This is a genomic window from Dyadobacter pollutisoli, from assembly GCF_026625565.1.
Lineage (GTDB): Bacteria > Bacteroidota > Bacteroidia > Cytophagales > Spirosomataceae > Dyadobacter > Dyadobacter pollutisoli.
Genome location: NZ_CP112998.1, coordinates 250,177 through 264,799 on the forward strand (window position 1 = coordinate 250,177; position 14,623 = coordinate 264,799).

The window sequence follows — 14,623 nt, forward strand, 5'->3', positions numbered from 1 at the left end:
TATTTAAAAAAGCATCTGATATTTCATTGACGATGAATTCACATTTATAACCGGTAACTTACATTGATCCTATGGTGGTTTCTCCTCTGCTTTTTCTTCAAATCTCCACATTTACCTTCTTGCTACTGAGCGGCTTTTCCAGTGTTTTTGCTCAAAAAAAGACTGTCCCCGAAACACGCCCGAACATCATCCTGATCATGGTCGACGACCTGGGATACTCCGATATCGGTGCTTATGGGTCTGAGATCAAAACCCCGAACCTGGACCAGCTGGCGTCCGAAGGGATTCGTTTCCGCGAATTTTACAATAATTCCATCTGCGCCCCGACGCGTGCATCGCTCATTACCGGCCAGTACCCGCACAAGGCAGGGGTTGGTTATTTCAATGTCAATCTCGGCTTGCCGCCTTATCAGGGATATCTCAATAAAGAATCGCTCACATTTGGAGAGGTGCTGCGCGGCGCCGGGTACAGCACCCTGCTGAGCGGAAAGTGGCACGTTGGTGACGACAGCCTTGCATGGCCGAACCAGCGCGGATTTGACCGTTTTTACGGCTTTATCGGCGGGGCGAGCAACTATTTTGATATCGGCCAATATGGGCAGGCGCCGCCCGTTCCATTGGTTGAAAACAACAAGAGGACGACATTGCCCAAGGACAAATACCTCACCGACGAAATCGCCGATCACGCGATCAGCTTTCTGGATGAGCAAAGCAAAACGTCCAAACCATTCTTTTTATACCTCTCATTCAATGCGCCGCACTGGCCGTTACAGGCACTTCCCGAAGACATTGCCAAGTACAAAGGCCGGTACAGCGTAGGCTGGGACTCGCTCAGGGCCGAGCGCATTCGCCGCCAGAAAGCATTGGGTATTTCCGATCCAAACCAGGCGATCGCCGTCAGGGATAATCAGGTACCATTGTGGGATAACGTTCCTTACGATGAAAAGAAACTTTGGGAAGCCAAAATGGAGATCTACGCCGCCATGGTTGACCGCGTTGATCAGAACATTGGCAAGCTTCTCGAAAAGTTGAAAGCGTTGAAAAAAGATGATAACACATTGATAGTCTTTATTTCCGACAATGGTGCACAAGGCGGTTATTCAGGTTCGTCGGGACGCAAGCCGCCACGCAATACCGGCCCGATAGGAACCGCCGGATCTTACGGCTACCAGGACCAGTCGTGGGCGTACGTCTCTAACACGCCGCATGCATACTATAAAAACAACATGCACGAAGGAGGAATCAGCGCGCCATTCATCGCCTGGTTTCCAAAGCAGATCAAAGCCAACAGCATTGTGAAAGGCACCGGTCACCTCATCGACCTTGCGCCTACATTCTACGAGCTCGCCAACGCCAAATATCCGGCAACATGGAATGGTACCAACATTCATGTACTCCCGGGAAAAAGCCTCGTGCCGGTACTGACTGGTAAAAGTGAGCAGGTGGGCCGGGAAGAGCCCATATTCTGGGAAAGAGCAGGTAACCGCGCAGTACGAAAAGGAAAATGGAAAATTGTTTCCACCTATCCCTCCTACAAATGGGAGCTATACGATCTCGAAAAAGACAGGGGTGAAACGACCGACCTGGCAGCCTCGCGAACTGACATTGTTAACGAGCTATCGGCTGACTATGTGCGCTGGGCTGATAAAACCGGCGTCGTGGACTACGACAAGATCAAACCTGCCAACCCGATCGGAGACCCCGTACCACGGCAGGCCAACGGCATGCGAAGGGATATTCCGTGATTAAATAAAAAGAAGCATGTCAGAAAGTGGCGTTATTTGCTTTAAGAGAGCGGCTTGTATGGTTTTTTCAAAGATTCGACCCAGCAGACTAATTCTGCTACGACGCAACCCGAGGTGTTCAAAACGTTCTTTGGAGCATTGGATCAATGGTACAGTGAGGTTACCAAAGATACAGATACAACGAGCCCGGTTTGCCGACATCAAGGCGATTGAATTGGAATTACTGAAATAATATGCCGCCGCACTGGTAGAATCACAGCGCACGTTGTTTTTTAAGGAGCCTGCCCGAAATGGCTGGCTTTTTTAATATGACGTTCCAATTCAAACCATAGATACAAATGCAGAAATTATTCAAAAACGCTTTTTTGCTGATTGGTATAACGGTCTACACTTTCACCAATGTTTTCTCTCAAAGTAAACCGGTTACTATTGAAATTGATCTGGGAAAATCCATAGCACCGATGAAGCCCGTTTGGGCGTGGTTTGGGTACGACGAACCTAACTATACTTACATGAAGGACGGTAAGAAATTGCTGACCGAGATTGCTGCTTTGAGTCCCGTGCCCGTGTATGTACGCGCACATTGCCTGCTATGTACGGGCGATGGCACGGCTGCGTTGAAATGGGGTTCTACCAATGCCTATACCGAGGACAGCAATGGTAACCCGGTTTACAACTGGGCGATTGTAGACAGCATTTTTGACACTTATGTAAAAAGAGGAATGAAGCCGCTGGCGCAGATCGGATTTATGCCGGAAGCGATGTCGACCCATCCGCAGCCATATCAGCACGACTGGAAACCGGGCGATCCTTACGGCAAGATCATGACGGGCTGGGCATACCCTCCCAAGGATTACAAGAAATGGGCTGCTCTGGTGTATGCCTGGGTAAAGCACAGCGTGGAGCGATATGGGCAAAAGGAAGTGGAAAGCTGGTACTGGGAGGTATGGAATGAACCGAATGGATACTGGAAAGGTACAATGGATGAGTTTTTTAAATTATACGATTACTCCGCCGATGCAGTCAAACGTGCATTGCCGACTGCAAAAATAGGAGGGCTGAACATTGCCGGAACGTCAAGCCCGGGCGGTACCAAATGGTTGACCGAGTTTCTGAAACATTGCGCCGAAGGTACCAACTACGTCACCGGCAAAATCGGTGCGCCGCTGGATGCTGTTTTGTTTCATGCCAAAGGTTCGCCCAAACTGGTGGACGGCATGGTGCGGATGAACATGAGCCCGCAGCTGCGCGACATTCAGACGGGCTTTAAGTCGGTACTGGCATATCCTCAGTTCAAAAACCTGCCGCTCATCGTGGGAGAATCCGACCCGGAAGGCTGCGCCGCTTGCGGAATGGCTACCAACCCATCCAATGCCTACCGGAACGGGACGATGTATTCGAGCTACACGGCGGCTACTTTTGCGAGAAAATATCAGTTGGAAGACCTGTATGGCGTTAATTTCCTGGGCGCAGTTTCCTGGTCATTTGAGTTTGAAAACCAGCCCTGGTTCTATGGCTTCCGCGACCTGGCAACCAATGGTGTGGACAAGCCGGTACTGAACGTTTTCAGGATGTTTGGCAAAATGAGCGGTGACCGCGTGGAGGTTAAAAGCGAACGCATGTACCCGCTGCAAATGGTACTGGATTCGAGCATTCGCGGCGCGAGAACGGATATCGGCGCATTGGCATCAAAAGATAAAAAAACTGCTGCGGTAATGGTCTGGAACTATCATGATGATGACAAGCAAGGTGCTGCCGAGCCGGTTGAAATCACATTCAGTAATGTATCCGCATCGTCGGTCAAGGTAACAGAATACCGGATCGATCAGGAGCATAGCAACTCTTACGAGGTTTGGAAAAAAATGGGTTCTCCCCAAAATCCTGACGCGAAACAAATCGCCACGCTGGAAAAAGCGGGACAACTGGAAACCATCGGGAAGTCGTATCAGCTCAAACCAAAGTCGGGGAAAGCCAAAATTTCCATTGCCCTTCCCCGCCAGGCGGTTTCGTTGTTGAAGCTGGATTGGTAAAATCAGTCGATCGGTTTGGTCGGCGACACGGTTTGGAGGCAGCTGATAAGCACGAGGATCAAAGACACCACGGAAGCAACAGTTCTGATGAAATGCAGATTGTTCCACGGTTTTTCAAACTGTGATCGCCAGGTAGCTAGCTGCTGGGCCGAGGCTCCTGCGATATCGAATTTTTCGAGTGCGTCATTCAATGGTACATTCCCTACCATGGTTACACCGAATGTGCCCACTGCGTAAATGATAGTGGCTGCCAGTAAAATGTAAAAACGGGAAGAAAAGCCACTGCTATAATGCATATAAGTGCTCACCGGCAGCAAAAACAATGTTCCCATAAAGCTGAAAAAGAATATAGGATTAATGATCGCCTTGTTGATCGACTGCATCGCCGACAAATAATTGACATCCGACAACTGGCCCAGGCCGGGGTTGACGGAACAAGAGTAGCTGTAAAACAAGCCGGCGATCAGTGCGCTGGCAAGGGCAGTGGCGAGTAATACCAAGTTTAAAGCATTCATATTTTATAAAATATCCTGTGTTGAACATTTTGTAAAATAGAAAAATGAAAATTGGGAATAATTGTACATTTCCGCCAATTGCAGTAATAAGCCTTTACGGCTAGTTTTGCCTTGCAGGAAGTGTAATCATGAAGCTGGACCCTTCGCCTTCTTTGCTCCTGGCGGAAATGCTGCCGTTATGTTTGTCAATGATTTTCTTCGTAATCGCCAGGCCTATCCCGGACCCTTCATATTTGTCTTTGGTATTGAGGCGTTCAAAAAGCGAGAAAATCCGATCGGTATAGGACGTGTCAAAGCCAATACCATTGTCCAGGACGGTAATCAGGTAAGCGTCCGGCCCACTGTCGGCAACGGGGACAAACTGACTGGAAATCCTGATTTCAGGTGCTTTGTCCTTCCTGGCAAATTTGATGGAATTGCTGATGAGGTTTTGAAATACCTGTTTGATCTGGCCACGGTTTACCTCGATCTCCGGCAAATCGCTGATAATAATATTCGCTTTTTTCTCCTGGATCAGGATTTCATAATCTTCCAGGACTTCGCCGACGATCTCCGACAGATTCGTCAGCGTAAAATTGTTAATGTGCGTCGATAGCCGCGAGTACGTCAGGATATCCGAGATCATAGTCCTCATTCGCTGCGATGATCCTATGATTTTATCAAGATAGGAGAGACCGTCGCCCGAGAAATCGCTCAAATGTTTGTTTCTGAGCATGGTAGCGAAAATCAATATCTTACGCAACGGCTCCTGCAGGTCGTGGGATGCAATGGAAGCAAACTGCTGAAGATCATGATTGCTGATTTCCAATTCGGCATTGATTTCTTCAAGCCGCTTATTATTGAGTTTCAACAGCTGTTGCACTTCCTTTTGAAAACTAAGATCCGTGAGAATGAGGCTTAATGATGTGCCTTCGTCCAGCTGCAATGTAGTGACCGAAAGCTGGCAGGGAATAAGCCTGTCGCCGCTGAGAATGCCCAGTTCCGACTTACTGTCTTCGATCCAGCCGTTTTTGAAAAGATCAAAATAAATTTCTTTGTGGATATCGGGTATAAAGTAGTCAAAGCACTTACCCACCACTTTGGATAAAGGCATATTGACCATGGATGCAAACATTGAATTACAATAAAGGATCACGCCCTTCTCATTCAGCGTAATGGCCCCTTCATTCATTTTTTCAATGAAAACCCGGTAAGTCTGATCGGCAGTTTTGAGGGTATAAAGCTCATGGCCTCCCTCCGGCGCTTGCACCACAATGGCATCTACCTGGCCGGTACGGATCGCATGAATAGTCTCCGTAGCCTCTTCGAGCTGTTCCTGAAGACTTTCATTTTCCTTTAACAGCTGATCGTATGTCTTTGTTGTGATCATTAGGCAGTAGTTGTTATTCCGAGACCCTTGAGTACTTTTTTAGTATCAGACATGTCTCCTATCAAACGTTTTTCGGGCAGTGGCGAGCTCTTGATCAGCAAGGGCAGGGCGATGATCTGCTCATTTTCCGCTATGGTATGCTGCTGATAAACGTCAATGATGTCCAGTGAGTAATTGTTCACCAGGTATTTTTCACAAATGTCGCGCACGTTGCTCACGGCGCGGCTGGAATTAACAGACGCACCGGTAATGAAAAGGCGTAAAACAAAGTCTTTCTGTTTTTCCGGGCTCTCACCAAAAAGAGCTATATCATTGGTTTCGTTCATTCTACTATGGCCGCAGGGCGGATGTTTAGCCCGACCAGGACCTTTTCTTCATTTGACAGATCTCCTATTATTTTCCGGATTGGCTCTGGTACTTTTTTTACCAGCGTCGGAATCGCAAAAATTTGATCTCCCTCGGCCAATTGCGGCTGTACCAGCAAATCAATCACTTCGATGACATATTTATCCTTTAAGTGCTCTTCACAATATCTTTTCAGATTGCTCAATGCCGCTACCGATTTGGCAGTCTTTCCGGCTATGTACAATCGCAGTTCCCATATTTCAGTGGTCGTTTCCATTTATTTTTAATTTTGAGGGGTGAATGCTAGTGCTTTCCGTCCCGGTTTCTGGCGATTTCCTGACGGTTCTTTTCAGCAACCTCTTTCTTTAATTCTTCTTCTATATAAGTCTTGTTCAACTCTTCCCGTACCGATTCGAAATCTTCTTTCAAACCAGCTATCTTGGATTCCAGGACCATTCTTTTTCTTTCTATCTCCCGGTCTTTCCGAGAAACGGCGTGATCGCGTAACGCCACCCCTGTTTTTTCCATCAATTGCTGTGCCTCCCGTGCTGAGCCAGTCAGTACGCCTTCAGGCCCCAGGAATACATCTACCAAATCCAGGCCATTATCGGATATCACAAATTCGCGTACCTGATTGGAGTGTTTCATGCCTCGCGATTTCATTACATAAATTCCCCTGTTGCGTTCCCCATTGAACTCAATGTCACGCACCAGGAACCATGCGTCCACCAGTGAAGAAATGCTTTCATCAGTCTGTTCGGATATGGTAGCATTAAAAGCCAGCGCAGTAAACATCACTGTCACGCCGGATTCCTGCAAAAAATCAATGAGCCGGATCAGCATATTTTTTACCTCGCTTACCGATCCCACCATACCAAGATTGGTGATCGGGTCGAGGATAATGACGGACGGTTTGAATTCATTGACAAGCTTAATGACTGAGAGCAAGTGCATTTCAAGTCCCGTGAGCGTAGGGCGGGAAGCATTGAATTTCAAAAGCCCCTGATCTACATATTGCCTCAGATCAATGCCGATGGACAGCATGTTGCGCATGATCTGCGTGGGCGACTCTTCAAATGAAAAGTATATGCAGCGGCCGCCGCTCTTACATGTTTGGTGAGCAAAATATCCGGCAATACTGGTTTTGCCGGTGCCCGCCGTACCCGACACCAGCACGCTGCTGCCTTTGAAGATCCCCTTGCCACCTAACATTTGGTCCAGACCTGGGATCCCGGTAGAAATACGCTCGCTCGACACTTCGTGTGATAAGGTGAGCGATGTCACTGGCAAGACGGAAATGCCGTTCTGGTCAATAAGAAAGGGGTATTCATTGGTACCGTGGAATGATCCGCGATATTTGATAATGCGGAGCAGACGGGTGGAAATTTTGTTGGTAACCCGATGATCCAGCAGGATCACACAGTCTGATACATATTCCTCCAGGCCATGCCGGGTGAGCGAGCCTTCGCCTTTCTCGCCGGTAATAATGGTCGTGACCTTTTTTTCTTTTAGCCAATCAAACAGCCTTCTGAGCTCCGCCCTGATAATACCCTGATTATTCAGGCCTGAAAACAGGTTTTCAATCGTGTCCAGCACCACGCGTTTGGCTCCGAGAGTATCAATAGTATGTCCCAGTCTGATAAACAGACCTTCGAGATCGTACTCTCCGGTTTCTTCTATTTCACTGCGTTCGATGTGAACGTGATCAAGTTTGATCAGTTGGTCTTTTTGAAGTTGATTGAGGTCAAAGCCCAGCGAAGCCACATTGACTGTGAGTTCTTCGGCCTTTTCTTCGAAAGCCATAAAAACGCCCGGCTCGTTGTAGACCATCGCGCCATGGATCAGGAATTCAAGTGAAAAAAGTGTTTTTCCACAACCTGCGGAACCACAAATGAGGGTAGGTCGCCCCTTGGGTAATCCTCCGTTTGTAATTTCATCCAGTCCTTTTATTCCCGTGCAAGACTTGTGCAAGGATGGAAGTTCTGAGTTTGAGGGAATGCTGCTCATTGATGCAGTACTAGTTTACGCTTTAGGTTAAAAAAACCCTTATACGCAAAAACCATACCATCAAAAACCAGTCCAAAATGAGAACCGGGCAAGCCCGGAAAAAGCCAGATTTTGTGGATATGTTGACCTGATCAGTCCAGAAAATTCACAATAATTTCCTTCGCCAGCATGTTGAATTCCTCAAAAGTGCTTGGCTTGGTCAGAAAACTGCTCACACCTGCTTCGTAGGCGGTGGCGATGAGAGCGGCATTGGAAGAAGTAGATATCATAATGACCGGAATGCCCGAAAGTGCCGGGAAGGTGCGAATGGCCGAGACAGTTTCCAGGCCATTCATCTTGGGCATGTTCATATCCAAAAGAATGAGGGATGCTTGCGGCGTTTTCTTGCTTTGAATTAATTCCAGAAGGTCCAGACCATTCTCAACTTCCACAATTTGTAGGTTGGTATCTGCACCCTGAATGGCTTCCTTTATAAAAAATCTATCATCCTGATCGTCGTCTACCAAGTAAATAGTTTTAACAGGGTTCATTCAATGGATTAAATTATAAGATTAGCATCGTTACAAGTCGGCGGAACGGCTAATTGAAAGTTCAAAAACCATCAGCCGACCGGTCGGATTTGTAAAGGTAAATGGAAAAACTTTAAGACAAAATCCTTGCCTACGTTCCTGTTACCTAAATGTTGCGTTACAAATAAAATTAATCGTGTGAGAACTGCAGCACCCACATCCAGTTCATCGGCCAGTGTGCATGAATGCCATCGTGGCTCAGCAGAACATTATTGACGAGCTCATAACCGGTAACACTGCCTCCTTTTTTTGCTAGGTCCGCCTTTGCTTTATTAAAAAGCCTGATCCAGTTTTCGGGCGATACTATCACCTGAGAACCTTCCTGCCATTCCTTTCCCGCTGCTTCGTCCTGGGTGTCAGCGTAACGTTCAATGAGGTAGTGTTTGAAACTTTCATCACTTAACGAGATGACCGAATGTTTTTCATTTTCCATTTTCATAATCTCGAAGGTTAGAGTTATCGAAAAATATGTCACCAATGGATTATTAAAAAAATGTACCAAAGGTAAATCGGTCGTGCCCGTCATGCGATCAGTCCCAGGCGTTTGGCGCTGTACAGGGCCTCAATGGAGTTATTCACTTCCAGTTTTTCGAGAATGCGCTGCCGGTGGGTGTTCACGGTATGCACGCTTATTTCCAGTTGGGAAGAGATTTCCTTACTCAGTTTTCCGTCGCCGATCATTTCCAGTATTTCTTTTTCCTTGAATGTCAAGTGGATAAGTTCGGGTTCGTCGCTCTTCGGCAGCTGAATGAGCTCTCCGGTTTGAAAGTTAATGATCTGGAATTTCACCTTCATAAAATCTGTCTGGTTGGGCGACACATCGATAATCCCCAGCGAAAGCCAGATGTTGCCCGAGGCATCCAGTTCCAGCACCTGGTGCGACTCAGTAACCTGAATGTACCAGTTCTGGCCACCCATGATCCTGTATTCCGTAACCATTTTGAACTGCCGCCGCGATTGGGCCGGAAGCGTCATCATGAATTTCACGGCTTTTACCCAAATGCCGGTCTTTTATTTGACCCAATGATAAATCAGTATTTCTTCTCACGATAATCGGACTTTTCTTTGCACTTCAATCACACGACAACTCAACACGGCTTTTACCTAAACCAACCAGGGATTATTTCACTGAAATACCGAACATTTATGAATTTTTCCGTTATCAGAGGCGCAGACACGATCTGGGGCCACACATTCGCCATACAACTGGCAAAACAAAAAAGACATTTGATACTGCTCGGTAAACAGATCTCAGTCCTCGAAGCGCGTAGAGATCAAATATTGGAGCACAGTGAAGTACAGGTACATTGTTTTGAAGCCGACGATACAGATACCCGCAGCATTATGGCAGTAGCCGAGCATATTAATACCTACTTTGAGGTTGATATGCTGGTTAATTACACGGAAACAGGTTTTGACCAAAAACTGGTTGACTATGACATTTTCAATCTCGAAAAGAAGTTGAAAACCAATTACGCCACCGGTACATTATATACCCATCAGCTATTGCCCAATCTGACGCTGCACGGCCAGGCATATATACTGGATCTGTGGTGTTCCGAAACTCCCGCGACTGCCTGGGAGCAGGCCCTGGTTGTTTTCAATATGCGTTTTTCAGATTATCTCAATTCGGAATTGCAGGATTCCGGCGTCGGGATCAGTAGCTGTACGTTGCAAAAAGCGGTTGACGATTACGGCATGACGCTTTCAGAAGCTCAACTTTCGGAAGAGGCAGCGGACATTGTGCAACGCCTGCTTTACAATGTTTCCCAGGCTTGTGTGGAAAATGAAAAGTAACCTCAGCGCACGAGGTGGCTTTTAAAGCACCTTCTCAATTCTATAATACTCGATATCCTCTTTGAAAAACGCCTCAGAGAATTTGGAGAAGCCAAAGCGTTCGTAAAACCCAAATGCGTCGGTACGGGCGTCGCACCACATTCTCTGAAACTGTTTTTGTCGTGCAAATTCTATGGAATGTTCCAGCAACTGCGAACCCAGTCCTTTTCCCTGAAATTGGGGAAGCGTGGCAAATTTCCTGAACCGCATACTGGCTCCGTCTGCAAACAGAGAAATGACTGAAACCAGCCGGGCATTTACATACAAACCAAAATGAAACCCCAACTCGTCTTCGGGCACTTTCACGAAGTCGGCGGATTTGCCGGGCCATAGTACCAAATGCCTGATAGATAATGTTTCACCAGCATTTACTTTTTGGATTTCAATGGAATTCATTCTTTTATTTATATGAAAAAATGATTAACTACACCTTTATTTAACCTTTTTGCAAAGGTAATTCCAACCGTTTTATTTTCTCATGATTTAAAACTTTACAGCAATGTCAGGTATTGGTTTCGCCGCAGGCCCGGATGGAAAGATATCCGGCCAGGCAAGGATACAATCCATTGATATTTTACGCGGGCTGATCATGGTTTTAATGGTGATCGACCACGTTCGGGTGTATTCTGGACTTCCACCCGGAGGCCCATCGCCAGGCATATTTTTCACGCGCTGGATCACACACTACTGCGCACCCGGTTTCGCTTTTTTTGCGGGAACAAGCATTTTCCTCTACGGTATCAGGCTCGGAAACAAAGGAATGCTGGCTCGGTACCTCGTCACACGCGGACTTTTGCTGGTACTGCTGGAATTGACAGTGATCCGTATTTTCTGGACTTTCAGCGTGGACTATTCCGAGTTTGTGTTGCTTGGCGTGATATGGATGCTGGGCTGGTGCATGGTCCTGATGGCTGCGTTTATATGGTTGCGTCCAATGACTACCGGCATCATTGGGCTGGCAATTATCGTTTTTCAGGATCTTTTTGCCAAAATACCTCATCTCGTTTCCGAGTCTTCGCAACAATCATTCGGCCGCTTTTGGGAGCTGATATATAAATCAGGGTTTGAAACCTGGCCGGGGATTTCAATACTGTATGTCATTGTTCCGTGGATAGGCGTAATGGCCGCGGGTTATGGTTTCGGGTCGATTCTGCTGCTGGGCCCCGCGCGCAGGCGTAAGATTTGTCTGGGTATCGGCCTGTCCGCGATTGCGCTCTTTCTGGTGATAGCAAGCATATTTATTTCCCGGCAACCGGTTGATGCCGAAACACCGCCATTCATTTTTCAGCTTTTGAATCAAAGGAAATATCCTGCTTCACAACTGTACCTGCTCATGACACTCGGTCCACTGATCGCGCTGATACCATGGGCCGAAAAAGCGGGTGGGAAGTTGTCGGGTTTGCTCAAAGTGATCGGGCAGGTACCAATGTTCTTTTATCTGCTGCATATCCTGCTCATTCATTTGACGGCTTTTGTGGTCAATGTGATCCTTTACGGGGCTGTTCACCAGGAATGGTACCAAAGCGCACCGTTTACTCAAATGCCCGAGGAGTACAGATGGAGCCTGCCGCTGCTGTATCTGGTGTTTGCTGTCGACGTAGTCTTGCTTTTTGCCGCCTGCCGGTGGTATGCCGGATATAAAAGAAGCCATCCTGAACAAAAGTGGTTGAAATACATTTGACCCACAGAAAATGAAGCAACCCGAAGGACTTAGTAAAAACGAGCCACTGCTGTGGTCGCCAGGGACAGGTACAGAGGTGTGGGAAATGTTCATAGCCGCCCAAAATGGTGATATTGACACCATTAAAAAGCTTCTTGAAAAGGATTCAGGTCTGATCCGCGGTGCTTTTGACTACCGGACCCCTATTTCATTTGCTGTCCAGGAAAATCAGCTGGAAACCGTTGCGTATTTGCTGCAAAAAGGTGCCAATCCAATCGAATCGGGGACCAATGACACATTGCTGCAGATCGCAAAAGATAGGGGATACCCGGAAATGCAGGCGCTTTTGGAAAAGGTGCTGAACAAGCCGCATGATTCTGCCGCGGGTGAGGAAATGGGCAAAGCGATCAGGAGCCGTGATGTGAACGCGGTCCGGAAGTTGCTGGAATCCAATGTGGAGAATTTAAATGCGGTGGATGACCGGGGAAACCAGCCAATCCATTGGGCGGTGATGACCCGGAATCCCGAAATGATCGATCTGGTACTTTCCTTCGGCGCTGATATCGACAAAAAACGTCCCGACGGTGCCCGGCCCATCCAGCTGACGAATGGCGACTATCATTACCGGGGATGGCGGGATGTGCCCGACGATGTCACGCTCAAACCTAACGATATTTACCTGCACCTGAAATCAAGAGGGGCCTATGTGAATATGTGTGTCGCTTGTTTGCGGGGTGAGGAGGCAAGGGTCAGAGAATTGTTAAATGAAGATCCAGCCAGCGCAAACCGCCTTTCTGAATACGGTGGCTACTATCCGGGTGCGGGTGCGCCTTTAAAAAATGCGGCGATGGCTGGGCATATCCACATCGTTAAATTGCTGCTCGAAAATGGCGCCGACCCGAATTTGCCTGAGGAAGGTATTGCTCCTCTGGGCCATGCCTTGCATTCGGCGGTAGTTTACGGGCAAAATGAGATTGTGAAATTGCTTCTGGCGCACGGCGCCCATCCCAATGTCCCAGTGGAAAGTTCGGCCGATACATTGACTGCCGCGATGAGTAGAAATGATCAGGAGCTGGTGGATTTGCTTTGTTCTCACGGAGCAGCGAGATCCGTCGAAATATTGGCGTACTATGGTGATTTACGGACTGCTGCGGCTGTATTCAATGCTAATCCTGATCTGGCCAATGATGTGGTTGCATTGGAAAATGCTGCCGGAGAAGGACAGGATAATTTTGTTCGCCTCATGCTGCGCTATTATCCTGATCTGCCCAAAAGAGCAGCGGTAGGCGTCGCCAGCCAGGGTAATGCGGACCCTATCAAAAGTATGGAAACAGCCGAACTGCTTTTTGAGCATGGTATGGATCCCAATTTTTCAAATTGGCTGGGTATAAGGCCATTGCATCGTTTTGCAGAACGGGATGATTTGATCAGCGCCAAACTTTTTGTCGAAAAAGGCGCTGAACTGGATGTTGTTGACGATCAAATTTGCGCAACACCATTGGGCTGGGCAGCGAAATCGGGGCGGATTGAACTTGTCCGGTTTCTGTTAGAAAAAGGGGCCGATCCGACGATCCCAGCCGACAAACCATGGGCATTGCCCATTGAGTGGGCAAGAAGACGTGGTCATTCGGAGATTGTTACGGTATTGGGCAGTCAGTAACAAGACTTGGCAAGTTTTTAAAACTTACCAAGTCTTTAAAACTTGCCAAGTCTCTTTAACATAATCAACAAATGATAGAACCCGTTTTCTCGCACGCGGAGCCCATGTTGCAGGTAAGCGATGTGACAGAAACCGTTAAGTATTGGCAGGAAGTATTAGGTTTTCCAAATCAATGGACCTGGGGCGATCCGCCGAGCCATGGCGGAGTATCGTGGCACGGTGCTTTCATACAGTTTTCCCACAATTCTGAATTCGCCGAAAAGGCACGGGGCCAGTCAATCTGGATCAGGGTCACGCACATTGAAATCCTTTACGGCATGCACCAGAAGAATGGTGCAGACATTGTGATGCCACTTTCCAGACAACCATATGGTTTCGACGAATACGTGATCCGTGACCTCAATGGCAATTATATCGCTTTCGCTTCACCAGCTTCCGGCAAAACGAAGAGCTCCGAAAATCTGCCCGGCCCGGTGAAAATAACGGGCCGTCCTCCGACAATCATCGAGTACCGCAATCTGATCCAGGCGGTAGGCTGGTCGACTTCCGTGCCGGACAAAATGCTTCAAAGCCAGCTTGATCAGTTGCAGTATGCCGCGGTTGCTGAAAATGTGGAGAATGGGGAAGTAATTGGTTGTGCGCTGTTAATGGGTGACGGTTTTAGTTTTTATTATGTCAAAGATGTGATGGTACAACCCGCCTGGCAGGGCAAGCGGGTTGGTACGGCTATCATGCAGGAAATTTCGCGCTGGCTAGGTGAAAATGCACCCGACAAAGCGATGGTCGGTCTCTTTACCGGCGAAACATTGAAACCGTTTTATCAGCAATTCCATTTCGGCCCGACGTTCGGAATGATCCGGATTATTGATAAAAATGCAAAGTGATGG

At 47.6% G+C, this 14,623-nt stretch carries 15 protein-coding genes; 6 read left to right on the plus strand and 9 right to left on the minus strand.

Annotated elements, in window-relative coordinates; all coding sequences use genetic code 11:
* Positions 1–71: 71 nt before the first annotated feature.
* Entirely contained in the window at positions 72–1,745 is a 1,674-nt protein-coding gene (locus ON006_RS01135; RefSeq protein WP_244823272.1) for an arylsulfatase, read from the plus strand.
* Positions 1,746–2,083: 338 nt separating this feature from the next.
* Positions 2,084–3,775, plus strand: coding sequence for a GH39 family glycosyl hydrolase (locus ON006_RS01140; RefSeq protein WP_244823273.1), 1,692 nt, complete (start codon positions 2,084–2,086; stop codon positions 3,773–3,775).
* A gap of 2 nt (positions 3,776–3,777) precedes the next feature.
* On the opposite strand, the gene ON006_RS01145 is transcribed toward ON006_RS01140, so the two are convergent.
* From ON006_RS01145 to ON006_RS01180, 8 genes are all read right to left on the minus strand, one after another.
* A complete protein-coding gene (locus ON006_RS01145) occupies positions 3,778–4,290 on the minus strand; it encodes an anthrone oxygenase family protein (protein WP_244823274.1) in 513 nt (170 codons plus the stop codon).
* A 100-nt stretch (positions 4,291–4,390) separates the two neighbouring features.
* Entirely contained in the window at positions 4,391–5,659 is a 1,269-nt protein-coding gene (locus ON006_RS01150; RefSeq protein ID WP_244823275.1) for a PAS domain-containing sensor histidine kinase, read from the minus strand.
* On the minus strand, positions 5,659–5,985 hold the full coding sequence (locus ON006_RS01155) for a circadian clock KaiB family protein (protein WP_244823276.1): 327 nt from the start codon (positions 5,983–5,985) through the stop codon (positions 5,659–5,661). Before ON006_RS01155 ends, ON006_RS01150 begins: the two co-directional genes overlap by 1 nt.
* Positions 5,982–6,281 (minus strand): circadian clock KaiB family protein, encoded by a 300-nt coding sequence (locus ON006_RS01160; RefSeq protein WP_244823277.1) that lies wholly within the window; start codon positions 6,279–6,281, stop codon positions 5,982–5,984. Before ON006_RS01160 ends, ON006_RS01155 begins: the two co-directional genes overlap by 4 nt.
* Before the next feature lie 26 nt (positions 6,282–6,307).
* Positions 6,308–8,011, minus strand: a complete 1,704-nt coding sequence (gene kaiC / locus ON006_RS01165) for a circadian clock protein KaiC (protein WP_244823278.1) — start codon at positions 8,009–8,011, stop codon at positions 6,308–6,310.
* A 131-nt stretch (positions 8,012–8,142) separates the two neighbouring features.
* A complete protein-coding gene (locus ON006_RS01170) occupies positions 8,143–8,541 on the minus strand; it encodes a response regulator (RefSeq protein ID WP_244823279.1) in 399 nt (132 codons plus the stop codon).
* A gap of 169 nt (positions 8,542–8,710) precedes the next feature.
* Positions 8,711–9,019 (minus strand): hypothetical protein, encoded by a 309-nt coding sequence (locus tag ON006_RS01175; RefSeq protein WP_244823280.1) that lies wholly within the window; start codon positions 9,017–9,019, stop codon positions 8,711–8,713.
* A gap of 83 nt (positions 9,020–9,102) precedes the next feature.
* On the minus strand, positions 9,103–9,558 hold the full coding sequence (locus ON006_RS01180) for a response regulator transcription factor (RefSeq protein ID WP_244823281.1): 456 nt from the start codon (positions 9,556–9,558) through the stop codon (positions 9,103–9,105).
* A gap of 168 nt (positions 9,559–9,726) precedes the next feature.
* Here ON006_RS01180 and ON006_RS01185 point away from each other — a divergent pair, with 168 nt between their 5' ends.
* Complete coding sequence (locus tag ON006_RS01185) at positions 9,727–10,377, plus strand: SDR family NAD(P)-dependent oxidoreductase (protein WP_244823282.1); 651 nt, start codon at positions 9,727–9,729, stop codon at positions 10,375–10,377.
* A gap of 21 nt (positions 10,378–10,398) precedes the next feature.
* Here ON006_RS01185 and ON006_RS01190 read toward each other — a convergent pair whose 3' ends face one another.
* Positions 10,399–10,812, minus strand: a complete 414-nt coding sequence (locus tag ON006_RS01190; RefSeq protein ID WP_244823283.1) for a GNAT family N-acetyltransferase — start codon at positions 10,810–10,812, stop codon at positions 10,399–10,401.
* Between the two features lie 103 nt (positions 10,813–10,915).
* On the opposite strand from ON006_RS01190, the gene ON006_RS01195 reads away from it, so the two are divergent.
* The 3 genes from ON006_RS01195 to ON006_RS01205 all read left to right on the plus strand — a co-directional run bounded on the left by ON006_RS01195 (position 10,916) and on the right by ON006_RS01205 (position 14,620).
* On the plus strand, positions 10,916–12,097 hold the full coding sequence (locus ON006_RS01195; RefSeq protein ID WP_244823284.1) for an acetyltransferase domain-containing protein: 1,182 nt from the start codon (positions 10,916–10,918) through the stop codon (positions 12,095–12,097).
* A gap of 10 nt (positions 12,098–12,107) precedes the next feature.
* Complete coding sequence (locus ON006_RS01200) at positions 12,108–13,736, plus strand: ankyrin repeat domain-containing protein (protein WP_244823285.1); 1,629 nt, start codon at positions 12,108–12,110, stop codon at positions 13,734–13,736.
* Between the two features lie 71 nt (positions 13,737–13,807).
* Positions 13,808–14,620, plus strand: coding sequence for a GNAT family N-acetyltransferase (locus ON006_RS01205; protein ID WP_244823286.1), 813 nt, complete (start codon positions 13,808–13,810; stop codon positions 14,618–14,620).
* The last annotated feature ends 3 nt before the right edge of the window (positions 14,621–14,623 follow it).